General features: G+C 53.8%; 15 protein-coding genes, 4 tRNA genes and 1 pseudogene. 9 read left to right on the top strand and 11 right to left on the bottom strand.

Annotation, left to right across the window (positions count from 1 at the left end; translation table 11 throughout):
* From N512_RS0109115 to N512_RS0109100, 5 genes and pseudogenes are all read left to right on the top strand, one after another.
* A complete protein-coding gene (locus tag N512_RS0109115) occupies positions 1-1383 on the top strand; it encodes an HlyD family type I secretion periplasmic adaptor subunit (protein ID WP_025010060.1) in 1383 nt (460 codons plus the stop codon).
* Between the two features lie 33 nt (positions 1384-1416).
* Positions 1417-2820 (top strand): TolC family outer membrane protein, encoded by a 1404-nt coding sequence (locus tag N512_RS0109110; RefSeq protein WP_025010061.1) that lies wholly within the window; start codon positions 1417-1419, stop codon positions 2818-2820.
* The gene (locus tag N512_RS0109105; protein WP_025010062.1) at positions 2820-3425 is read left to right on the top strand and encodes an OmpA family protein; all 606 of its coding nucleotides are present in this window, start codon (positions 2820-2822) and stop codon (positions 3423-3425) included. Before N512_RS0109110 ends, N512_RS0109105 begins: the two co-directional genes overlap by 1 nt.
* A gap of 17 nt (positions 3426-3442) precedes the next feature.
* Positions 3443-4151: pseudogene (locus N512_RS24040) on the top strand (transglutaminase-like cysteine peptidase).
* A gap of 8 nt (positions 4152-4159) precedes the next feature.
* On the top strand, positions 4160-6079 hold the full coding sequence (locus tag N512_RS0109100) for a bifunctional diguanylate cyclase/phosphodiesterase (protein WP_028780117.1): 1920 nt from the start codon (positions 4160-4162) through the stop codon (positions 6077-6079).
* Between the two features lie 159 nt (positions 6080-6238).
* Here N512_RS0109100 and N512_RS0109095 read toward each other — a convergent pair.
* From N512_RS0109095 to N512_RS0109080, 4 genes are all read right to left on the bottom strand, one after another.
* Positions 6239-6315: transfer RNA gene (locus N512_RS0109095), tRNA-Pro, on the bottom strand.
* 47 nt (positions 6316-6362) lie between these two features.
* A tRNA-Pro gene (locus N512_RS0109090) sits at positions 6363-6439 on the bottom strand.
* Between the two features lie 132 nt (positions 6440-6571).
* Positions 6572-6647 (bottom strand) — tRNA-His (locus N512_RS0109085).
* A gap of 44 nt (positions 6648-6691) precedes the next feature.
* Positions 6692-6768 (bottom strand) — tRNA-Arg (locus N512_RS0109080).
* 221 nt (positions 6769-6989) lie between these two features.
* Here N512_RS0109080 and N512_RS22675 point away from each other — a divergent pair.
* Positions 6990-9638, top strand: coding sequence for a sensor domain-containing phosphodiesterase (locus tag N512_RS22675; RefSeq protein ID WP_051472729.1), 2649 nt, complete (start codon positions 6990-6992; stop codon positions 9636-9638).
* Positions 9639-9659: 21 nt separating this feature from the next.
* On the opposite strand, the gene rep is transcribed toward N512_RS22675, so the two are convergent.
* Entirely contained in the window at positions 9660-11672 is a 2013-nt protein-coding gene (rep, locus tag N512_RS0109070) for a DNA helicase Rep (protein ID WP_028780116.1), read from the bottom strand.
* A 262-nt stretch (positions 11673-11934) separates the two neighbouring features.
* On the opposite strand from rep, the gene ubiK reads away from it, so the two are divergent.
* Positions 11935-12189: a ubiquinone biosynthesis accessory factor UbiK gene (gene ubiK / locus N512_RS0109065; RefSeq protein ID WP_025010065.1), complete on the top strand. Its 255-nt coding sequence runs from the start codon at positions 11935-11937 to the stop codon at positions 12187-12189.
* A 63-nt stretch (positions 12190-12252) separates the two neighbouring features.
* Here the strand turns inward: ubiK and N512_RS0109060 are convergent, their stop codons facing one another.
* Positions 12253-13218, bottom strand: a complete 966-nt coding sequence (locus N512_RS0109060) for a DUF3187 family protein (protein WP_028780115.1) — start codon at positions 13216-13218, stop codon at positions 12253-12255.
* 272 nt (positions 13219-13490) lie between these two features.
* Here N512_RS0109060 and creD point away from each other — a divergent pair, with 272 nt between their 5' ends.
* Complete coding sequence (creD, locus tag N512_RS0109055) at positions 13491-14912, top strand: cell envelope integrity protein CreD (protein ID WP_028780114.1); 1422 nt, start codon at positions 13491-13493, stop codon at positions 14910-14912.
* A 168-nt stretch (positions 14913-15080) separates the two neighbouring features.
* Positions 15081-15848, top strand: a complete 768-nt coding sequence (locus tag N512_RS22670) for a phosphatase PAP2 family protein (RefSeq protein WP_044735363.1) — start codon at positions 15081-15083, stop codon at positions 15846-15848.
* 49 nt (positions 15849-15897) lie between these two features.
* On the opposite strand, the gene N512_RS0109045 is transcribed toward N512_RS22670, so the two are convergent.
* The 5 genes from N512_RS0109045 to ilvG form a co-directional block, all read right to left on the bottom strand.
* Positions 15898-17028 carry a pyridoxal-phosphate-dependent aminotransferase family protein gene (locus N512_RS0109045; RefSeq protein ID WP_028780113.1) on the bottom strand — a complete coding sequence of 377 codons (1131 nt, stop codon included), beginning with the start codon at positions 17026-17028 and terminating at the stop codon, positions 15898-15900.
* Between the two features lie 127 nt (positions 17029-17155).
* The gene (gene ilvA, locus N512_RS0109040; RefSeq protein ID WP_028780112.1) at positions 17156-18709 is read right to left on the bottom strand and encodes a threonine ammonia-lyase, biosynthetic; all 1554 of its coding nucleotides are present in this window, start codon (positions 18707-18709) and stop codon (positions 17156-17158) included.
* Position 18710: 1 nt separating this feature from the next.
* Positions 18711-20567 carry a dihydroxy-acid dehydratase gene (ilvD, locus tag N512_RS0109035; protein WP_028780111.1) on the bottom strand — a complete coding sequence of 619 codons (1857 nt, stop codon included), beginning with the start codon at positions 20565-20567 and terminating at the stop codon, positions 18711-18713.
* Positions 20568-20603: 36 nt separating this feature from the next.
* Positions 20604-20861 (bottom strand): acetolactate synthase 2 small subunit, encoded by a 258-nt coding sequence (gene ilvM, locus N512_RS0109030; RefSeq protein WP_025010070.1) that lies wholly within the window; start codon positions 20859-20861, stop codon positions 20604-20606.
* Positions 20858-22534, bottom strand: a complete 1677-nt coding sequence (ilvG, locus tag N512_RS0109025) for an acetolactate synthase 2 catalytic subunit (RefSeq protein ID WP_028780110.1) — start codon at positions 22532-22534, stop codon at positions 20858-20860. Before ilvG ends, ilvM begins: the two co-directional genes overlap by 4 nt.
* Between the last annotated feature and the right edge of the window lie 384 nt (positions 22535-22918).

The raw sequence follows: 22918 nt of genomic DNA, 5'->3' as shown, positions 1-22918 counted from the left end.
ATGAATAAGCACCTGACTTCTGATGACTTGGAAATGGTAGACGATGTCTACGGCGCCATGATGACAGATGCTCCCACCAGCCACAGATTGATCATCTGGTCGCTGGCGACAATGATGCTCTGCTTCCTGACCTGGGCCTATTTCGCTTCTCTCGACCGAGTTACCAAGGGCACGGGTAAAGTGATCCCCTCTTCCCAGGTACAGGTCATCCAAAGTCTCGATGGCGGTATTTTGAAAGAGATGTACGTTCAAGAAGGCATGCTGGTCAAACAGGGGGAGCCCTTGGTTCGCATCGATGACACACGTTTCCGTTCCGATGCCGCCCAGCAGGAGCAAGAGGTCTACAGCCTGCAGGCCAACGTTATTCGCCTGCAGGCCGAGCTGAACAGCATCTTTATCTCAGACATGGCCAACGATTGGCGGGAACAGCTCAAGATCACCAAGATCCCGCTGGTATTTCCTGCCGAACTGGCCGAGAAGGAGCCTGAACTGGTCAAGCGCCAACAGGATGAATACGCCGGCCGCCTGGACAACCTCAGCAACCAGGTCGAAATCCAGGCAAGGCAAATCCAGCAGCGGCAGCAGGAAACCGAAGAGTTAACCTCAAAAATCGGCACCCTGAGCACCAGTTATCGCTTGGTCAGCCGCGAGCTGGAACTGACCAAACCTCTGGCACAGAAAGGCATAGTGCCCGAGGTGGAACTCTTGAAGCTGGAACGTACAGTGAACGACATTCAGGGCGAACTGGCGACTCTCAGGGTGATGCGTCCCAAGCTCAAGGCCAACATGGATGAGGCCATACTCAAACGCCGGGAAGCGGTATTGGTTTACGCCGCCGACTCCCGCGCACAACTGAATGAGATGCAGGCCAAGCTGGCAAGAATGAATGAGGCCCAAGTGGGAACCAAGGATAAAGTCAGCAAAGCCGTCATAACCTCACCGGTCAATGGAACCATTAAAACCATAAATATCAATACATTGGGAGGAGTTGTTCAGCCAGGTATCGATATCATGGAGATAGTTCCTTCCGAAGACCAACTGCTGATCGAAACCCGAATTTTACCAAAGGATATCGCCTTCCTGCATCCGGGGCTGCCCGCCATAGTTAAGGTTACCGCCTATGATTTTACTCGTTACGGCGGCTTGAAAGGCACTGTGGAACAGATAAGTGCAGACACTACTCAAGATGAAGAAGGCAACAGCTTTTATTTGGTAAAAGTGCGGACCGAAGAGTCCAGTTTAATTAAAGACGATGGCACTGAGATGCCCATTATTCCCGGCATGTTGACCTCTGTTGACGTAATTACCGGGAAAAGAACTGTCCTTGAGTACATACTTAATCCCATTCTAAGGGCCAAAGAAACAGCGTTAAGAGAACGCTAGGCTCAAAGTCACAATAAACCTGGAGGGTTTAGCATGAACAAGAAAGTTACTCGGCTGGTGAAACCCAGTGCCTTGGCACTGGCGATTACCGGGCTGATGTTGCCCACGGCAGGGTTTGGTCAGACCCTGGAACAAGCCGTAGCGCAGACATTGGATACCAACCCGGAACTACGGCTCGCCTTTAACCGCTTCAAGGCTCGTGAAGAGCAGGTGAACCAGGCCATAGCCGGTTATATGCCAACGGTAGATATTACCGGTGGCTACGGCTATGAATACACAGACAGTCCGGCCACCCGTCGCCGTTTGGCCGGCACCCTGGATGATGAAATTGAACTCAAACGAGGCGAATTCGGCGTCAGCATCAAGCAGATGCTGTTCGACGGCTTCTTTACCAGCAGTGAAGTCGACAGATACAGCTTCGAAGCCAGTGCCGATCAATGGGCGCTGTTTGCCGCTGCCGAAGATATGGCGCTGGATGTTGCCAAGGTCTATATCAACTACATACGTACCGAGCAGGTGCTGACACTGGCCGAGAAGAACCTCAAGAGCCACCAGGATATCTACGAGCAGATCAAGCAACGTACTGATTCGGGCCTGGGTTCTACCGCGGATCTATCTCAAATCACAGGTCGTCTGGCCCGTGCCAACGCCAACGTAGTGTCGGCGCGCAATAACTTCCTCGATGCCAAGAGTCAGTTTTTCCGCATCACCCATCAGCAGCCGGAAGACCTGATAGTACCGGTTCCGGATGCCGATATGTTGCCGGCAGATATAGATGCCAGTATCAAGATGGCTCAGGAGTACCATCCTATTCTCAAGTCGGCCGCCAGTGATATTCGCGCCGCCGAGTATGAAAAGTCGTCGGCTCAGTCCAACTACTACCCCAAGATCACGTTGGAAGTGGAAGGCAACCTGAACAACAACCTGGACGGTGAAGACGGTTTTAGCCGTATCGCCAGCCAAAATGTCGGCGGCTACAACAATGACATTCTGGCCATGGTCAGGGTTCGTTATAACCTGTTCGCCGGTGGCCGCGACTTGGCTCGCGAGAAAGAGGCCAGCTACAAGATAGGTGAAGCTAAAGAGATCCGTGAGCGCGCCTATCGTGAAGTGGTTGAAGGCGCCAACCTTGCCTGGAACGCTTATGAGTTCCTGGGGCCACAGAAGCAGTATATTCGCGAGCATGTCATTGCCGCCAAAGACACTCAAGTCGCCTACTCACAGCAGTTCAACCTGGGTCAGCGCACCCTGCTCGACTTGCTGGATACCGAGAATGAGCTGTTTGAAGCCAGAAAAGACTATCTGACCGCCGAGTACGACGAAGTGATTGCCAAATACCGCGTACTCAATGCCACAGGTCAACTACTAGACTCGCTTAGAGTCACCCGCCCCGATGTATGGAAAGGGGAGCGTGAATATGAAGGAGGAGTTAAATAATGAAACTCTTTATCACCCTGCTTAGCGTCGCCATACTGGCGGGCTGCTCAATGCGTGACACGGTTTCCATGGATCAGCCGACAGCTCAGGTCAACGATCTCAATGATAATGACAGAGACGGTGTTATCGAAGCCCGTGAGCGCTGCTCAGGTACCGTTGAAGGTGCCAACATTGATAACTATGGTTGTGGTAAGATCAAGCCTATCAATGAGCGTTCCGAGTTGAAAATACTCTTTGCCAACGACTCCTTCTACATAGATCCTCAGTACTATGATCAAATTGGTGTTATTGCTGACTTTATGAAGCAATATCCCAGCACCAAGGTGACGATTGAAGGACACTGTAGCCGTACCGGCAGCTATGAGCATAACCTCGAGCTGTCACAGAATCGGGCAAACGCCGTAACCAAAGTGCTTGAAGATCAATTCGGTATCACTGCCGATAGACTGACAGCCATAGGTTACAGTTACGATAGACCAGTAGATCCAACAGATACGCAATTGGCCCACAAACGTAACCGCCGAGTGATCGCCGAAGTAACAGGCGAAGACACTATGGCCGATATGAAGTGGAACATCTACACTGTGGATCAAGAAGTGAAATAGGACCTTGATATCCCCATATGACAGGCAGGCTCAACCAGTATTCACTGCTCAGACGGGTCTGCCATTACACAGTACTGGCATCGACTCTGGCAGTGTCATGCCTGTACGCCGCTTCAACCCAACAGCTCGACCCCAACAGCATTACCAGGACTCTGGAAGCTCGTTATGGCGAGCGGGCAGGTCTCAGAGCCAGAGCCTGGTTCAAGATATTGGACGAGGCGCAAGGGTTGGACGATATGGGGAAAATCACCAAGGTAAACAACTTCTTTAACCTGTTTCGCTTTGTAGATGATATCAAGCTCTGGGGGATGGCCAACTACTGGGCCACCCCTTTAGAGTTTATCGGAGTAAATGGTGGTGACTGTGAAGACTTCTCCATCGCCAAATACTTCACTCTGCTGCAGTTGGGTATACCTGAAGACAAGATGCGCATCACCATGGTTAAAGCAACCAGTGTTAATCAGTACCATATGGTGCTGGCCTATTATGAGACGCCCTCCTCTGTTCCTCTTATTCTGGACAATCTGGATCGCGAGCTCAAACCGGCAACTCAACGCAGAGACCTGATCCCTGTGTACAGCTTTAACGGTAAGCAATTGTGGCTGAACAAAGAGAAAGGACGCGGTGTATTGGCAGGCTCATCCGCTCGCTTGGAAAAGTGGAATGACCTGAGACACAGATTAGGGGCTGATTCGCTTACGTCAGCCAAAATTAAAACTGGAGTAGCTACAGCAATGACACTGTTTCGACAGATATACTCGTTACTGTTTGGGCTGTTTCTCTTGGTTGTAGCCAGTGTGGGCTATGTGCAATTCAATGAGACCCAGAACTTTCTGACCGAGCAGATGGAGTCGGACCTCAATAATGTCAGCCATTCATTGGGATTGATGTTGGTTCCATCGCTGGAGGCCGGTGATCTCGCCACCGCAGAAACCATGGTCAATGTCATCTTCGAGGGTGGCTATTACCAAGAGGTGAAACTCACCTGGTTGGTCGACGGTAAACAGCAGGTCTGGAATAACAATATCCGCATCGAAGATGTGCCCCAATGGTTTATCGATCTGGGGATCTTCACCCCGTTACGCAAGGAAAGTACCATTACTTCGGGTTGGTTGCAGCTGGCCAAGTTGGAAATTACCGCGCACCCGGGTTTCGGCTACCATGAACTGTGGCGCATTATGAGCCACACCCTGATAGCCTTTTCAATCCTGTTTTTGGTCGCCATTCTATTCGCCCGTCTGGGCCTGACCTGGATCCTCAGTCCACTGCATGCCATTGCCGAACACGCCAAGAGCATTGCCAAACGGGAATTCGGTCCGGATATGCCGCTCCCCAAAACCCTGGAACTCAGGGATGTGGTTAACGCCTTCAACAGCATGTCGGCCCAGTTGAAGAAGATCTTCAGCTCTCTGGACGAAGAAGTTACCGCACTCAGGAAAAAGAATCTGGTGGATCAAGTATCCAACCTACCCAACCGTCAATATATGATGGGCCGAATTGGTGGTTGGCTCGGTGAACCCGGCAGCGGTGCCCTGATGATGGCCAAGTTCGATTGGCTCGAAGAAGTGCATAGCAAGTATGGCTATCAGGTAAGAGACGAAACCATCAAGCTGCTCTCGGAAAAACTGCAGCATGAGCTGGGCGAAATCTGTGAATCTGTCATTGCCCGTATCGCCGCCTATGAATTTGCTTTCCTGGTCACCAATGTTGAGCGTGAACAGTTAAGTAAGTATCTACAGACGTTGATCCGCACCATCAACCAGGAAATGGTCAAGGCGGGTTGCAAACCCAATGAAGACTACGCCATAGGTATTGCCGAGCGCATAGGACAGATGAACAGCTCAGAACTGCTGGCACGCTCGGACAATGCCCTGCAAATCGCCCTCAAGGAAGGCAAGGTCTATCACTGGTTGGAGACCAATGAGCAGCAGTTGTTCAGCCGCGAACAATGGCGTGACAAGCTTACCGAAGCAATTAATCGTAAACAGTTCCGTTTCCGTTGGCAGCCAGTGCACTATCAGGACTCAGACAACGTACTGCAGCGGGAGCTTTTCTGTCAGCTGCAGATAGGTGACAAACTGGTACACGCCGGCCAGTTCATGCCTTATGTCGAGCTATTGTCCTTGGGTAGCCTGCTCGACCGCTGCCTGATTGAAAAGATCAGCGAAGATGAGTTGTTGGAGAAAAATGCCGAAGCAGTTGCGGTTAACCTCACCCATCACAGCATCAGCGATCCCAAGTTCCACGAATGGCTCAATCACTTCCTGCGTAACAGTCGCCATGCAAGCCGGTTGGCCTTTGAATTACCGGAAGCTGCCATCTATACCGATATCGATGCCTGCCAGGCGCTATGTACCGTTATCCGCGACAATGGCGCCAGCATAGGGATAGACCACTTCGGCCGTCAGTTCGGCTCCATGTCTTATCTGCAAAGTCTGCGGCCGGCTTACGTCAAGCTGGATCAATCTTTTGCACAATATGATGAAAACCAGCACAACAGCGAACTGTGCCGAGCACTGGTGAACGTGGCCCGAGGACTGGAAATCGATGTGATAGTCACAGGTATTCAGGAGAAAGGTCAGTTGGAGCGTTTTACGCCACTCAAGACCCAAGCATACCAAGGCTTTATTTCACCGCCGGTGAATGTTGAGTAACTGATATAAGGCTCCCTTCAGGGAGCCTTTCCTTTCCCCGAAGCTGCTAGAGACAGCGAAAACCCAAGACACTTAAGCATCTAAAAGATGAAAACAGGAAGGCGTTGAGTGCTAAGAAATCAACAAAAAGCCCCTGATTTCTCAGGGGCTTAAATGTTTTGGTCGGTGATAGAGGATTCGAACCTCTGACCCTCTGCTCCCAAAGCAGATGCGCTACCAGGCTGCGCTAATCACCGAAATACTTTCCAACTTTTACCCGACTTTAAGTCAGATAAATCAAATTTGGTCGGTGATAGAGGATTCGAACCTCTGACCCTCTGCTCCCAAAGCAGATGCGCTACCAGGCTGCGCTAATCACCGAAACATTGTTTTATTGGGCACCTTGAAAGGAAGAGGGTCACCCTCTGCTCCACTCTGGTTTCCAAACCGGGAGGCGCTATCAATTGCGCTAATCACCGTAAGATTTGAAGCTGACTCGCTTCACGAAATAAGTGGGGTGACTGATGGGACTTGAACCCACGACAACCGGAATCACAATCCGGGGCTCTACCAACTGAGCTACAATCACCACTGATATTTCTTTCACTGACTGGCACAGCAGTTGAATCAAACTGGTGCGCCCAGAAGGATTCGAACCCTCGGCCTCACCCTCCGGAGGGGTGCGCTCTATCCAGCTGAGCTATGGGCGCCCGCCGTGTCAGCGCCGCATATAGTAGGAGGATTTACTCCCCGCGTCTACACCTGATTTGCTTTTTTTCGGCTGTTTGCTCAAGTTTTGACTTAAATAGCACAACAATTATCCGACACCAGCCAAAAAATTGACTTGGATAATACCGTATTTCATGCTATTCCTATCCTTTGATTGAAAACCACACAACAATTATATTGCAATTATTCCTTGGCGGATAACATGTTTAGGGATGAAACTCTCCATCAGCATTCGGCTCAGGAAGTCTCGAGTTTAGAAAAAAGGGTTGCCAGACTCAGACGACTGGCGGCCAAATACAAAAGAGCCGAAGCCACTCAGAACGCGCTGCTGGAGATCTCCAATATTGCCAATAAGGCAACCTCAATGGAGAGCTTCTACCAAGGCATGCACTTGCACCTTCAGCAACTGATCCCTGCCGACAACTTTTATATCTCCCTGCTCGATGCCCAGAGGCAACATCTGGAACTGCCGTTTTTCTCCGATGAAAAAGACTCCCACCCTTCTGAGCTCTATCCGGAACAGGAGCTATCTGAAATTCTGATGCAGGGTCTCACCGGTTATGTGCTGCGAACGGCCAAGCCCCTGTTGTGTGATGAGCGCAAAGCTGAAGAGCTGGCCGCCGCCGGGGAAATCATGTCCCTCGGCTCCCCCTGTCATCAGTGGCTCGGCGTGCCGATAATGCAAAATGACAGAGCAATCGGTGTCTTGGTGGTACAGAGCTACAATCCTGCCAGTTCCTACGGCGAGATGGAGTTTGAGCTGATGGCTTTCATCAGCCACCACATAGCCGGGGCCATGGAGCGATTACGGCATCATGAACAACTGGAACAAGCCATCACCCAGAGAACCCAGGAGCTGAGCCAGGCCTACGATAAGCTGAAACAGGAGGTCTATGAGAGGCGCCGCGCCGAGAGACTGCAAAAGTCCCTGTTTGAAATCGCCGAACTCTCCTCCTCAAACCTGGATGACAGCGAGTTTTATACCGAGCTGCACCGGGTCCTCAGTCATCTGTTGCCCGCCAATAACTGTTACATAGCCCTGCTGGACGACACGGCAACTGAGCTGCACTTTCCCTTCTATGTTTCCCAGCTCAGTGACCAGCCACCCAAATGCCGTCCCTTAATGGACGGACTGGTGGAATACCTGCTCAGATTGAAACGCCCCGTATTACTGGATCAGAGTGATATCCAATCTTTGGTGTGCGCCAAAGAGATATACAGCAAGGCTCCTGAGCTCAATCACACCCAGAGCATGCACCAATGGATTGGTGTGCCACTGTTTATTCAGGACAGAATTGCCGGCGCCCTGACTATCTATAGCTTCAGCATGCACCAGAACTATCAGTTCAAGGATCTTGAGCTGCTGACCTTTGTGTCGCAGCACATAGCTACGGCCATAGAGCGTAAGCTGGCCACCGAGGCACTGAAACGCAGCAACGAAGAGTTGGAAGAAAAGATCCTGGAGCGCACCCGTGAGCTGGCCACCACCAACCAAGAGTTACAAAAAGAGATCTCCCAGCGCCGAAAAGCAGAGCAACAACTGCTGCATGATGCCAAACACGACGCCCTGACAGGCTTGCCCAATCGGCTGATGTTTATGGAGCGTTTGAGCCAGGCCGTTAAGCATAATCGCCGACACATGCAGGACAAATTCGCCCTGCTGTTCGTCGATCTCGACCGTTTCAAGCTGATTAACGACACCCTGGGACACCTGGAAGGCGACAAGTTTCTGGTTGAGACAGCCATCCGCCTCAAGTTTTGTATTCGCGACAACGACACCCTCGCCCGTCTCGGTGGCGATGAGTTTGTGATTTTGCTGGATGGGTTACGCACGGCCGACGATGCCAAGGAAGTCGCCGAGCGGATCCTCAAAGAGCTGTCACGCCCCTACGAGTTGGCCGATAAACAGTTCAACTCAGGCGCCAGTATCGGTATAGCCGTCAGTGGTCATCACAGAGATGACACCAGCGAGTCCATTCTGCGGGATGCCGACACCGCCATGTATATGGCCAAGACCCGAGGCAAGGGTTGCTATGTGGTATTCGATGAGAAATCGCATCAGCAACTGATGCAGGATGTGAGCCTGGAAAATGAACTGAGAAACGCCCTGGATACCCAGCAAATTCGGCTCAGTTACTTCCCGGTGCAGGATCTTAAGACCGGGCAGCTACAGGCACTGGATGTACGCCTGTATTGGCCTCATCCACAACACGGCAAAATCAAACAGCAACAACTCGCCAATTTGGCAGAGCAAGCCAACTTACAGCTGGAACTGGACAGGTATGCGATAGAGGCGCTGAACAGCGAGCTTCCCAAGCTGCAACTGGCCACAGGTACCAAGTTGCATCTGGCCATCTGTAGCCAGCACCTCAAACATAAACACGCGCTGCGCAGTCTGAAAAACTGCCTGAGAAACTGCCGCTTCCCGCTTAACGACCTCTGCTTGTTTTTCAACGAGCAATCCTTGTCACGGGATCTGGAAAACCATATCAACGGCTTTGAAGTGCTCAAACGCTTGCAGGTCACTCTGGGGATCACAGGCTACGGCAGTGGTTACAGCCCCTTGATCAGCCTATCCTTCCTGCCTGTCAATGTACTGAAACTGGATGCCAGCCTGGTGTCACATCTGCAAAGCCCCCACCACAGACGCTTGCTCAAAGCGATACGCTTGAGTGCCGGCGCGCTGGAGCTTGAATTGGTATTGGATGGCGTCAATACCCAAGAGCAGAAACAGCAACTGGCGCAAATGGGCTTTAACTCAGGCCAGGGACAAGCCTTGGGGAGTCGCTTGAGCGCCGCTGACAGCAACAACACCGAGGTCATAGATACGGCAACCCAGGTTTGCGCCTGAGTCGGGTCTTGAAGCCAAGGCTTACTTCTTGAACATATCCCGCAGGTTGGCGATGTTAGCCTTACCGGTTTCCATTCGTTGCTGCTCACTCTGTTGCGGCTTGCGATTTTCCCAGATAAGGTCGTCCTGAGGCAGTTCCATCAAGAAGCGGCTGGGTTCGCAACGCATGGTTTCGCCGAATTGGCGCCGCTCACGGCAGAGCATAAACCACAGCTCTTTCTGAGCCCGGGTGATGCCAACATAAGCCAGACGCCGCTCTTCATCGACATTGTCTTCATCTATGCTGGTTTGATGCGGCAGAATTCGCTCTTCCACCCCCACCATAAACACATAAGGAAACTCCAGTCCCTTGGAGGCGTGCAGCGTCATCAACTGCACCTGATCGCCGCCTTCATCCTCATTGTTTCTTTCCATCATGTCTCTAAGCGTCAGCCTATTGACCACTTCGGGCAGGCTCATGGGCTCATCCAGGTCATCACCGGCCAGCATCTCTGTCACCCAGCGATACAGCTCGGAGATGTTCTTCATTCGCATCTCGGCTGCCTTGGCGCTGGTGCTGGTCTCGTAGAGATAGTCTTCGTAGTTTATTTTGCGGATCAACTGCTTGATGGCATCAACCCCTTCACCGCGTTGAGCAATTTCACCGGTATCGACGATGAAGCGACCAAACTCATACAGTGAGCCCATGGCCGCCGGAGGCAGGTGATGATTCAATTCAGCGTCGAAAATCGCCTCAAACATGGAGATATGTTTCTGGTTAGCGAAATTCCCCAGTTTTTCCAAGGTTGCCGGACCAATTCCGCGCTTAGGGAGGTTGACGATACGCAGAAAGGCGTTATCGTCATCCGGATTCACCACCAAGCGCAGATAGGCCATGATGTCCTTGATTTCGGCTCTGGCAAAGAATGAGGTGCCACCGCTAAGCTTATAGGGAATACGGTTAGTCATCAGCGCCCGCTCCAACAAGCGAGACTGGTGATTTCCCCGATAGAGAATGGCGTATTCACCATAGCTGGTCTTACCCATAAACTTGTGGCGAATGATTTCGGCCACCACCCGCTCCGCTTCCTGCTCTTCATTGGCGGCAAACAGTACCCGCAGCGGCTCGCCATAGGCCAGCTCACTGAACAACGACTTATCATACACATGGGGATTGTTGGCGATCAGAATATTGGCCGCCCGCAATATTCGCTGACTGGAGCGATAGTTTTGTTCCAGCTTAATGAGCTTGAGCTCAGGAAAGTCTTTGCCCAGCAGCACCAGGTTTTGTGGCTTGGCACCACGCCAGGAGTAGATGGACTGGTCATCATCGCCTACCACAGTAAAACGCGCCCGCTCTCCCACTAACAATTTAACCAGTTCATACTGGCTGGTGTTGGTATCCTGATATTCATCCACCAACAGGTAACGGATCCGCGCCTGCCAACGGGCTCTGACATCGGCGTTATGCCGCAGCAATAGGGTCGGCAGCAGGATAAGGTCGTCAAAATCCAGTGCATTGTAAGCCTTCATATGCTGGGCGTAACGCTGATACAGGAGCGCAAACAGTTGTTCCTGTTCACCCTTGGCTATCTTGCGGGCATGATCCGGGATCACCAAGCCCCCCTTCCAATTGGAGATCATGGTCGCCAGCGCCCGCAGCAGATCTTTATCCTCCTGCAGCTCGTCCTGGGTCAGCTCTTTGAGCAGAGCCAAGGTGTCCTGATCGTCAAACAGAGAGAACCCGGCCTTGAGGCCCAAAGTCTTGTGTTCACGCTTGATGATTTCCAACCCCAGGGTATGGAAAGTAGAGATCCACAGCCCCCTGGCTTCTTTACGGCCCATGGATTGAGCCACCCGCTCTTTCATCTCCCGTGCTGCCTTGTTGGTAAAAGTCACAGCGGCGATATGCTTGGCCTGATAACCACACTTCTGCACCAGATGGGCTATCTTGTTGATGATAACCCGTGTTTTGCCACTGCCGGCTCCAGCCAATACCAGGCAGGGACCGGAAACATAATGGACGGCTTCATTCTGGGCAGGATTGAGCTTCATGGGTTATCGATATCTCACACAAGGAAGGTTTAGAGGCTGAGATCATACCAGAATCAGTGCCGGAGGCAGCCCCAAAATCCCCTTAGGGAAGTGCTTCTTGCAAAGGACTAGGGCCATTTGCTGCGAACCACGCCTTGCATCCAGGCCTGTAAGCCGACGCAGAGCACACATGGGACTTGTTCGCACCTTCCTTAGGTTAACCTTGGGTTAAGTACGGCCTATAAGTTACAATCAGTTAAAACCTTGCCAGTGGATTAAAGAGATGATCAACCCCAAGAAAATTGAAGAAATGGCCAAACAGCTGAGCGAAAACCTGCCTTCAGGGCTGAAGCAATTTGCCGGCGAGTTTGAAGAGCGCAGCAAGCAAGTACTGCAACACCAGTTGCTGAAACTGGATCTGGTCTCCCGGGAAGAGTTTGAAGTGCAGCAGCATGTATTGCTCAAGACCCGCGAAAAGCTGGAAGCCCTGCAAGCCAGAGTCGAGGCACTGGAAGCCAAGGCTGAACAGGCGGAGTAATACATCTCACCCCAAAATGGATAAGGCCGCTCATGAGCGGCCTTATGTTTTAACACGGCTAAATTAGAGCATATGCCGATAGCCCAGAGTAAAGGCGATATCCGTGCTGTTATCCATGTTGAGGAAGTTTTCAATCACAGTGAACTCTATGGCGCTGCGATCCAGATAATAACGGTAGCCCAGCAAGGCTTCATTGGAGGCTTCAGAGAAGTCATCATCGGCCTCTGTCATCCCCTCATATCTGTGGTACTCCAGCATCCAACCATGACGACCAACACGATATTCATAGCCTAGGCCAAGCATCAAAGCGTTGGACTCATAGGGCATATCCGACAACACTTCCTCATCCTCACGGAAGCTCAAGCCGAGTGTTGAATGGAAGTTGTGCCGACCGTTGCGATAGCTGTAGTTAAGCTGCAACGCCTGTTCAAAGTTCTCATTGGCAAAAGGGCCCGAACCCACATAGTTGTAATACAGACTGGCCCCAACAGACAGACCATGGTGCTCGTTTTGCAGCAGTTGATACCCCAGGTAGATATTGAAGGCGTTATTCATCGTCTCGCCACCAAAATCACTGAGATTGATATCGTGTTGCTTGGAGTAAATCTGATTCTGGTTTCGCGGCTGATGCTCACGACCGTTCTGATCGAAACCGAAGGAATCGTGGAACCACATGGTCAGCGAATCCAAGTGGTTATTGCCACTGAAACGCCAAGTGTAATTGGCGTCCAGCATCCAACGGTCATCGATTTGCCACTTGAGACCACCAGTTAAGGAGTTGTGATAGTAATCGGCCAGATAATCGTCCGTCTCGGCCCACACACTGGCGATGTTACCGGTCAGATACCATTCTTTTTGTCCCTCAGCCATGGAAAAGCCCGAGCGCAACATGGGGGCCAGGCTACTGGATTGCAGGGGAGACTGGGCATAGACCCGCAGCGGCCCATAGTCATCAAAATCGGCCAGTTCAGCATGCAGGGGCAAACTGAAAAAAAACGGCAACCAACAGATTTTGGAAAAGTTCTTCATAGGTATCTTCACAGCAGATTGTATAGGCGGTTATTTTAAATGACTGCAGCATTGATTCACACTCATTATAGATGATTCAATCACGACCACATTGTCATAATAAATGTGACAGTAACAGCAGAATCCCTTGAGCATAACATCCAAGAAGCCAAATCAGACCGGGGCAAAAAGGGCCGTGCCATAATTTCGCCATTATTGATCAGTGACTTGTCATGATATGTCAGGTCAAATCTGTTCTAATACTGCCACTATAGGTTAAAGGAACATACCTCATGTTTGAAATTATCGTCCTGGTGGTAGCGCTGGCCTTTCTTGGTGCCATGGGTTTCGGGGCTTATCTGCTGCTGAAAAGCGTGATGAAGAAACAAAACGGCCAAGCGGCGCTGCCTCAATTCAAATCCAAATTAACGCTCAAACTCTTTGCTGTGGCCATGGTGGGCCTGTTGTCATTGATACCGCTTGGGATGATCCAGGATCTCAGCCAGGACAGAGAAAGCCTCTATCGCCAAGTGGTGCGCGAGATAGGCCACACCTGGGGCGATTCCCAAACCTTGGCCGGTCCGGTTTTGGTACTGCCGTTTCGCTATGAAGTGATCTCCGACAGCAATATCGACGGCAAACAGCACCGCAGTCGCCAGGTTTACAGCGATGAACTCTTGATCCTGCCCAAAGGCATGACACTGGATGCCGCTCTGCAGCACGAATTCCGCCATCGCGGTATCTATCAGTCACTCGTATATCTGGGACAAATCAAGGGTCAGGCCAACTTCGAACTGCCCAAGGTCAATATCCCAGGCTTACTCGGCTTTGATTATAACCAGGCCCGGCTGGTGTTCGGCGTTTCAGCCAACCAGGCTATTGAGACTGTCAGCCGTTTTAATCTGGCTGGAGAGCAGGGCATGCCCAGCTTGATGTCAGGTACAGGCCTGGATAACACAGGCGGCCTTGGCCGCGGCTTTCATCGCACCATAGCGCTGGATCCGAGCCAAGGTGAATATCAACTGACCTTCCAGCTCAGCCTCAGGGGTTCTGAAGGCTTGGAGGTACTACCGCTGGCGGAACTGAGCCAGATAGATATCCATGCCGATTGGCCGCATCCCAGCTTCCAGGGTTACCTGCCCGCCAGCCGTAATCTCAGCACTGAAGGTTTTGATGCCAACTGGCAGATAAGCCATCTGAGTCGTAACTTCCCTCAGGTATTCCGCGCCAGTGATGGCCGGGATCTTACCGAGATCAGTGCCAGTGTTACCCTGTTCGAACCCGTGACTCACTACGGCAAGATAGAAAGGTCGCTCAAGTACGGCATACTCTTTATCTTACTGACCTACATACTGCTGCTGATCTTCGAGCTGGGCAACAAGTCACGCCTCAGCGCAGTACAGTATCTGATGGTGGGTGGCGCCATGTGCCTCTTCTATCTATTGCTGCTGTCGCTGTCAGAACACCTGCTGTTTTTAACCGCTTATCTGGTGGCCGCGGCGGTTCCCCTGCTCAGCATTCCACTTTATGTCGCCAGTGCCAGTGGCAGTCGACGCCAAGGAGCTATAGTTGCGGCCATGCTGGCGAGTCTCTACGGCGTACTCTACTCCATACTCCAGTTGGAAGATTACGCCCTCTTGATGGGAACCGGACTGTTGGTACTGATCATGCTGGTGCTAATGTACCTCACCCGTCACCAACAAATTGAAGAGTAGTATTTACTGCCAACCAACGGCTGCCACACTTGGGCAGCCGTTTTTTTACAAGTGTGCTGACAAACTGCCGCCCAAAGGGCCTACTTCGACGGAGGACGCCATTAATGCTTGCCGCGTTCCTCCCCTCTGGCACAATGGCGGTTTGTCCGTTCCGATAAGGGTGTATTAATGAAATATGCAGCCGTCCCTTTGACCTCATTGGCCATTTGTTGGCTGTTTCTGCTCAGCTTGCCGCTGGCGCTGTTTTCCCTGTCAGAGCCGCTCTTCCCCTGGCTCAATCTCGACAGTGCCGCCGCTCAGTTTTGGTACTGGTTAACCGTGTCCGGTTCGGCCCCCTGGGGCGTAAGCACTGTGTTACTGGTATTTGCCATCAGCTTTTTTATCCTGCCAAGGGGCAGCTGGCTGAAGATGATGTTCTGCACTTCGCTGGGCTTGGTGCTGTGTTTGCTGCTCAATGAACAGCTCAAGCTGGTATTTGCAGAATCCCGGCCCTATATCGAATGGCTGTCCCACCAGCAGCATCTGGATATCAAGGAGTTCTACAGCATAGACAAGTACGCCCGCAGGGAGCTGCTGGCCCAGGTTCTTCCCGGGGTATCACCACTGGATATGCCCATCTCGGCACAGATCCAGCGCCACTGGCAGATAGAAACAGGGTTTTCCTTTCCCTCCGGCCATACCATTTTTGCCGTGACCCTGACTATGTGCAGCAGTTTCTTTCTGCTGAGGCACAACAATCTCTGGCTTCCGGCGCTGCTTATCTGCTGGGCGCTGCTGATGGGGCTGAGCCGCATGTTGCTGGGAATGCACTGGAGTGTCGATGTATTAACCTCGACCCTGCTGGGCGGAATATTGTCGGCCCTGGCTATCTATGTCGGCAGTCACAGCTATCGCCGCCTGGAACCTTGGTTCACAGGGGCTGTGAGTAAAGGCTGAAACGAAAACGCCCCGTCATTGAAAGGGGCGTTTATCTAAAGGCGGGCTATCAGTTGAGCACTTCGGCCAAGGCCTGCAGGCACAGGGCAACATTTTCCCGTCTGGCACCGTAACCCATCAGGCCGATACGCCAAGCCTTTCCGGCCAAGGCGCCGAGGCCGGCACCTATCTCCAGATTATAATTATCCAACAGCTGCTTTCTCACGGCGCCATCATCGACACCTTGCGGGATATAAACCGCATTGAGTTGCGGCAAGCGGCTCTGCTCGGCCACCACAAATTCGAGCCCCATGGACTCAAGCCCCTGACGCAGCAAAAGGTGCATATCCCGGTGGCGCTGCCAGGCATTTTCCAGCCCCTCTTCGGCCAGTAACCGCAGCGCTTCGTGCAGTGAGTACAGAGCATTAACGGGCGCTGTGTGGTGATAACTGCGCTTGCCATCACCGCTCCAATACCCCATCACCAGGGACTGGTCCAGGAACCAGCTCTGCACCGGGCTCTTGCGCGCCTTGAGTTTAGCCACTGCGGCCGGTGAGAAAGACACAGGAGACAACCCAGGCACACAGGAGAGGCACTTCTGACTGCCGGAATAGATGGCATCTATGCCCCAATCATCGACTCTGAGCTCGACGCCTCCGAGGGAAGTTACGGCATCGACAATCGACAGACAGCCATGCTCACGCGCCAGGGCGCACAGTGTTTTGGCGTCGGAAAGCGCGCCGGTGGAGGTTTCGGCGTGCACAAAGGCCAGGAAGGCGGCATCGGGATGCGCCTTCAGCGCAGCTTCCACCACTTCTGGGTCAACCGCTGTACCCCATTCGAAATCCAGCATCACCGCCTCGGCGCCAATCCGCTCGACGTTCTGGCGCATTCTGTCGCCAAACACCCCGTTACGGCAGACAATCACCTTTTCGCCCGGCTCCACCAGGTTAACGAAGCAGGTTTCCATACCGGCGCTGCCCGGGGCAGAAACCGCTATAGTCATCTCGTTACGGGTTTGAAACGCATATTGAATGAGACTCTTGAGCTCATCCATCATGGCCACAAACAGAGGATCCAGATGCCCGACCGTCGGCCGCGACTGCGCCGCCAATACCTGAGGATAGACATCCGAAGGGCCGGGGCCCATCAGGATCCGGCGGGGAGGGTTAAAAGCGCTAACCGAGGGTGCAGCAAACATCTTGGCTCTCCTTACAAGAGGTTTCAGGGTACGGATTAGAATAATAACTCAAGACCATAGCATAAAACTGACCGCCGGACTGCCCCTGCTTTTGGCGAAGACAGTCGACCTTTTCCCTTTCAGGATCTCACTGGCCTGGGCGCGCCAGAAACAGCCGGTAGGCGGGGTTATCCGTCTCGTCCTGACAGACAAACCCCAACTCATTCAGAAACTGACCAAAGGCGGCTTCATCGGCCTTGGGCACTTCAAAGCCGGCCAGCACCCGCCCAAAGGCGGCGCCATGGTTGCGATAGTGAAACAAACTAATGTTCCACTTGCTCTTCAACGTCGTGAGAAACTGCAGCAAGGCTCCGGGATGCTCCGGGAATTCAAAGCTGAGCAGTTTTTCTTCCAAAGGCTCGGGTGGCAAGCCGCCCACCATATAACGCACATGCAGTTTGGCCGCCTCATCGGCAGATAGATCCTGCACCGCAAAACCGGCACTCTCCAGAGATGAGATAATCGCCTGCAGCTCGCTAATACCTTCGCTAAGACGGATCCCGGCAAACACCACGGCGCGATCGCGCCCGCTGAAACGATAGTTGAACTCTGTCATCACCCGCCGCTCCAGCAGTTCACAAAAATGCAGGAAGGAGCCCGGCCTTTCCGGAATGGTCACTGCCAGCACCGCCTCTTTATGCTCGCCCAGCTCGCAGCGCTCGGACACATATCTCAGGCTGTGAAAATTGACATTGGCCCCGCTGAGAATCGCCGCCAGTTTCTCGCCCTTGCCCTTATCACCGACATACTTTTTCAGCCCGGCCAACGACAAAGCACCAGCCGGTTCGGCAATGGCGCGGGTATCCTCAAAGATATCCTTGACCGCGGCGCAAATTTCATCCGAGCTGACAGTCACCACTTCATCGACATATTCCCGCGCCAATCGAAAAGGCTCCTGACCTATACGCTTAACCGCCACCCCATCGGCAAACAGGCCTACCTGCTCCAGTGTCACAGGTTCATCGGCTTCCAGCGCCGCCTTGAGACAGGCGGCATCTTCCGGCTCGACGCCGATGATCTTCACCTCGGGCATCACGGCTTTGTAGTAGGCGGCAATACCGGCGATTAAGCCACCGCCACCCACAGGCACAAACACCACTTCGAGATCTCTTTGCTGCTGCAGCATCTCCTGGGCAACCGTGCCCTGCCCGGCGATCACCGCCTCATCATCGAAGGGGGGGATAAACACCCGCCCCTCATCCTGGGCCAGCGACATGGCATACTGATTGGCCTGATCGAACGACTGCCCATGAAGCACCACATTGCCGCCGAGGCGGCGCACCGCATCTATCTTGATATCCGGGGTGGTGGTCGGCATCACTATCACGGCGTCGACCCCGCGGCTCGAGGCCGACATGGCAACGCCCTGGGCGTGATTACCGGCCGAGGCACATACCACTCCGTTTTCGCACTCAGCGGGGCTCAAGGCGGCGATGCGGTTATAGGCGCCACGGAGCTTGAACGAGTGTACCGGTTGCATATCCTCGCGTTTGAGAAACACCTGGCAGCCCAGGCGGGCCGACAACTTGTTCAGACTCGACAGCGGGGTAACCCGCGCCACATCATAGACATGGGACAAGAGGATCTTCTGCAGATAATAGTTGGCCAGCGACAGCTGACTCTTGGATGCCAGCGCCAACATACTAGCCCTCCAACTTAGTGCGATCGCGCACGGCGCCCTTGTCGGCACTGGTGGCCAACATGGCATAAGCCTTGAGCGCCAGCGACACAGGGCGCACCCGTGCCAACGGCTTCCAGGCCAAAGGCCCCTTGGCCTGCATCGCCTCACGGCGCTGGGCGAGCTCAGCATCGCTCAGCTTAAGCGTGATGCTGCGGGCCGGGATATCGATTTCAATGGCGTCACCATTTTCAATCAAGGCGATAGTGCCCCCTGAGGCGGCTTCCGGTGACACATGGCCTATGGACAGCCCGGACGTACCGCCGGAGAAGCGGCCATCTGTGATTAAGGCGCAGGCCTTGCCCAAACCGCGAGACTTGAGGTAACTGGTGGGATAAAGCATCTCCTGCATACCAGGGCCACCTTTGGGGCCTTCGTAGCGGATAACCACCACATCCCCGGCGACCACTTCACCACCGAGGATCCCGGCAACGGCCTCGTCCTGGCTCTCATACACCCTAGCCAGGCCCTTGAACCTCAGGTTGGATTCATCCACCCCGGCGGTTTTCACTATGCAGCCATGCTCGGCCAGATTACCGGACAGTACCGCCAAGCCCCCTTCCTGACTGAAGGCAAACTCGCGGCTGCGGATACAACCTTCGCGGCGATCTGTATCCAGCGATGGCCAGCGGCAATCCTGGCTGAAGGCCTGGGTAGTAGGGATCCCCGCGGGACCGGCGCTGAAGAAGTCTTTTACCTTCGCAGACTCTGTGCGCATCACATCATAATTGGCCAGCACAGACTCAAGCGAGCCATCATCGGAAGCCACATGGTTAACATCCGTATGCAATAAACCGGCGCGTTCCAGCTCACCCAAGATCCCCATTACGCCACCGGCTCTGTGGACATCTTCCATATGGTATTTGGGGGTCGAAGGTGCCACTTTGCAAAGGTGCGGCACCTTGCGGCTGAGACGATCGATATCCGTCATGGTGAAATCCACTTCGGCTTCCTGAGCCGCCGCCAACAGGTGCAGCACAGTGTTGGAAGAACCGCCCATGGCGATATCCAAGGTCATGGCATTCTCGAACGCCTTGAAGTTGGCGATATTGCGCGGCAATACCGAGGCATCATCATCCGAGTAGTAACGCTTGGCCAGCGCCATCACTCTTCTGCCCGCCTCCAGAAACAGTTCGCGTCGATCACTGTGGGTCGCCAACATGGAGCCGTTGCCCGGCAGCGACAGCCCCAACGCCTCGGTCAGGCAGTTCATCGAGTTGGCAGTAAACATGCCGGAGCAGCTGCCACAGGTTGGGCAGGCGCTGCGTTCGATTTTCTCGCTGTCAGCATCGGATACCCTGTCATCGGCCGCCGCCACCATGGCATCCACCAGATCCAGCTTGATAAGTTTATCGGACAGTTTGGTCTTGCCCGCTTCCATAGGCCCGCCGGAAACAAATACCACGGGGATATTGAGCCGCAGCGCCGCCATCAACATGCCGGGGGTGATCTTGTCGCAGTTGGAGATACACACCAGAGCATCGGCGCAGTGGGCATTGACCATATATTCGACGCTGTCGGCAATCAGTTCACGGGAAGGCAGGGAATAGAGCATGCCGCCATGACCCATGGCGATGCCGTCATCGACCGCTATGGTGTTGAACTCTTTGGCGATGCCGCCGGCCTCTTCGACGGCCGATGCCACCAGAGAGCCCATGTCTTTCAGATGCACATGACCGGGGACAAACTGAGTGAAGGAATTAGCAATGGCGATAATGGGCTTACCGAAGTCGCCTTCCTTAACCCCAGTGGCACGCCAAAGGGCTCGGGCTCCGGCCATGTTGCGGCCTTCGGTACTGGTTGCTGATCTGAGTTTGGGCATTGCTCAATTCCTTACGCTTATTCTGATGATTCTTGGTTAGCCGTTGACGGTACGGGAGAGGCTGCTCGCGGGCCGCACAGTGCAGCGGGCCACGTCTACCAGCTTAGTCAACTGACGGCTCAGTAGCTCTATGGCTCTGTCACTGTCGACCGCCATTGCCAGCTGCAGGCGCTGATCCTCGGCCAGTGTCATATGCATATCGCGGACGGTAAAGCCGCGGTGGCGGGTTACCCGCAATACACGTTCCAGTACTTCGGGGCGTTGTTCCAGGGTCAATTCCAGATTATGGATCATGATCGCTTCTCCGTTTGTTCCATCATTTCACAGTTGGAGGCGCCGGGGGGAACCAGCGGCCAGACATTAAAGGCATCGTCTATGGCGACGTGCAGCAGGAAGGGGCCTTTGGCACTGAGCATCTCATCCAGTGCCTGCTCAACCTCATCGGCCGAGTAGATGGTGCGTCCGGGGATATCGAAGGAGGACGCCAGGGTAACAAAGTCGGGGTTATCGGACAGGTCGGTTTCGCTGTATCTCTCTTCAAAAAACAGCTGTTGCCACTGCTTCACCATGCCCAACTTCTGGTTATCTATCAAAAGTATCTTCACCGGCAGTTTACGACGCTTGATGGTGGTCAGCTCCTGCACATTCATCATGAAAGAGCCGTCGCCGGAAACCGTGACCACAGTGGCATCCGGCCGGGCCATCTGCGCGCCTATGGCCGCCGGCAAGCCAAAGCCCATGGTGCCAAGCCCGGCACTGGAAAGATGATCTTCCGGGCGGCGAAAATGCATATGCTGGGCAACCCACATCTGGTGCTGGCCGACATCACAGCTCACCACAGAGTCGCTCGGCAGCTTGTTGGCCAGACGGCGCAACATGGCCGGCGCATAGATGAGTGAGCCTGGATGGGCGTAATCCCACTGGTGCAGCGCCCGCAGGTGCTCGACTTCAGCCTGCCAGGGCGCTATTTGCAGCGCTTGCGGCGCCAGTTGCGTCAATATGCTTCTTAAGTCCCCATCCATGGCCACATCCGGCTGACGCAGTTTGCCAAGTTCGGCGGCATCGATATCCAGGTGGATCACCTTGGCCTTGCTGGCAAAGCTCTCCAGCCTACCCGTGACCCTGTCATCGAAACGGGCACCGACCACCAGCAGCAGATCGCACTGCTGCACCGCCAGATTGGCGGCCTTGTTGCCGTGCATCCCCAGCATCCCCAGGTAACCTTGAGTGCCATGGGCTATGGCGCCCAGCCCCTTAAGCGTTGCCACCGAAGGAATACCGCTACGCTGGATAAAGGCCCGCAGCGGCTCCACTGCGCCCGCCATACCGACGCCGCCACCGACGTACAACATGGGTTGGCGCGCGGCCGCCAGCAAGGCGTTGGCTTCCGCCAAAGCCGCCTGGTCCAGCTCCGGCTCATCGGGCACCGCCTGCAACGGCGCCTTGTATTCCACTTGGGCAAGCTGGATGTCTTTGGGGATATCCACCAGCACAGGACCGGGACGGCCGGAGGCGGCGATTTCGAAGGCGCGGTACAGGGTAGCAACCAGTTCATCGGCGCGGGTCACCATAAAACTGTGTTTGGTACATGACAGGCTCATGCCCAGCACGTCCATCTCCTGAAAGGCATCTGTGCCTATCACGGAGGTGGAAACCTGGCCTGTGATGGCCACCAGCGGCACTGAGTCCAACAGCGCATCGGCCAAGGCGGTGATCAGATTGGTAGCCCCCGGACCCGAGGTGGCCAGGCAGACGCCCGTCTTGCCGCTTGAGCGGGCATAACCGACGGCGGCGAAGGCGGCGCCCTGTTCATGACGGGAGAGCAGATGTTCGACCTGGCTGTCGTAGAGAGCATCGTAGATAGGCATGATGGCGCCGCCGGGATAACCAAAAACCGTGTTCACCCCATGGGCGGCCAATACCTTGATAACTGCTTCACTGCCGCTGATCTTCTGCCCTTGTTCCATCTTGTTATCTCGCCTATTTTTGCTGCTGTTTAAGTTTTCAATGGCCCTGAAACGACAAACCCCCCGGTCCTTTCGGAGCGGGGGGTTTGTTTGCAATTTCTGACCCTATCTGGTCTGTCGTCGCGCCACGAGCCGCCCCCGCTGTGATGGAATAATCACGACGGTAATAATCACGAGGAGGAGCTTGGCGCTTAAGTTAAACATTTCTCAGACAGTTTCCTGTATTCAATTTATCTGCTTGGCGAGCCCTTTGGCAGCGCACTTATTAACCATTACCATAAAGTGTTTTCAGAACACAACAAAAAAATTCACAACCTGAAAATCTTCCAACTTGGCCTGGCTATGGCACCCTCGGCAATGGCTCGCCTAAACAGCTTAATTGCC

The sequence above is a fragment of the Shewanella sp. 38A_GOM-205m genome, assembly GCF_000518445.1.
Taxonomy (GTDB): Bacteria; Pseudomonadota; Gammaproteobacteria; order Enterobacterales; family Shewanellaceae; genus Shewanella; species Shewanella algae.
Note: the sequence above shows the minus strand (reverse complement) of the source record. Positions and strands in the feature narration are given on the sequence as shown.

Excerpts from the sequence above, each read along its gene's own strand:
- N512_RS0109115 (WP_025010060.1), top strand. The coding sequence starts at position 1 with ATGAATAAGCACCTGACTTCTGATGACTTGGAAATGGTAGACGATGTC.
- N512_RS0109110 (WP_025010061.1), top strand. The coding sequence starts at position 1,417 with ATGAACAAGAAAGTTACTCGGCTGGTGAAACCCAGTGCCTTGGCACTG.
- N512_RS0109105 (WP_025010062.1), top strand. The coding sequence starts at position 2,820 with ATGAAACTCTTTATCACCCTGCTTAGCGTCGCCATACTGGCGGGCTGC.
- N512_RS0109100 (WP_028780117.1), top strand. The coding sequence starts at position 4,160 with ATGACACTGTTTCGACAGATATACTCGTTACTGTTTGGGCTGTTTCTC.
- N512_RS22675 (WP_051472729.1), top strand. The coding sequence starts at position 6,990 with ATGTTTAGGGATGAAACTCTCCATCAGCATTCGGCTCAGGAAGTCTCG.
- rep (WP_028780116.1), bottom strand. The coding sequence starts at position 11,672 with ATGAAGCTCAATCCTGCCCAGAATGAAGCCGTCCATTATGTTTCCGGT.
- ubiK (WP_025010065.1), top strand. The coding sequence starts at position 11,935 with ATGATCAACCCCAAGAAAATTGAAGAAATGGCCAAACAGCTGAGCGAA.
- N512_RS0109060 (WP_028780115.1), bottom strand. The coding sequence starts at position 13,218 with ATGAAGAACTTTTCCAAAATCTGTTGGTTGCCGTTTTTTTTCAGTTTG.
- creD (WP_028780114.1), top strand. The coding sequence starts at position 13,491 with ATGTTTGAAATTATCGTCCTGGTGGTAGCGCTGGCCTTTCTTGGTGCC.
- N512_RS22670 (WP_044735363.1), top strand. The coding sequence starts at position 15,081 with ATGAAATATGCAGCCGTCCCTTTGACCTCATTGGCCATTTGTTGGCTG.
- N512_RS0109045 (WP_028780113.1), bottom strand. The coding sequence starts at position 17,028 with ATGTTTGCTGCACCCTCGGTTAGCGCTTTTAACCCTCCCCGCCGGATC.
- ilvA (WP_028780112.1), bottom strand. The coding sequence starts at position 18,709 with ATGTTGGCGCTGGCATCCAAGAGTCAGCTGTCGCTGGCCAACTATTAT.
- ilvD (WP_028780111.1), bottom strand. The coding sequence starts at position 20,567 with ATGCCCAAACTCAGATCAGCAACCAGTACCGAAGGCCGCAACATGGCC.
- ilvM (WP_025010070.1), bottom strand. The coding sequence starts at position 20,861 with ATGATCCATAATCTGGAATTGACCCTGGAACAACGCCCCGAAGTACTG.
- ilvG (WP_028780110.1), bottom strand. The coding sequence starts at position 22,534 with ATGGAACAAGGGCAGAAGATCAGCGGCAGTGAAGCAGTTATCAAGGTA.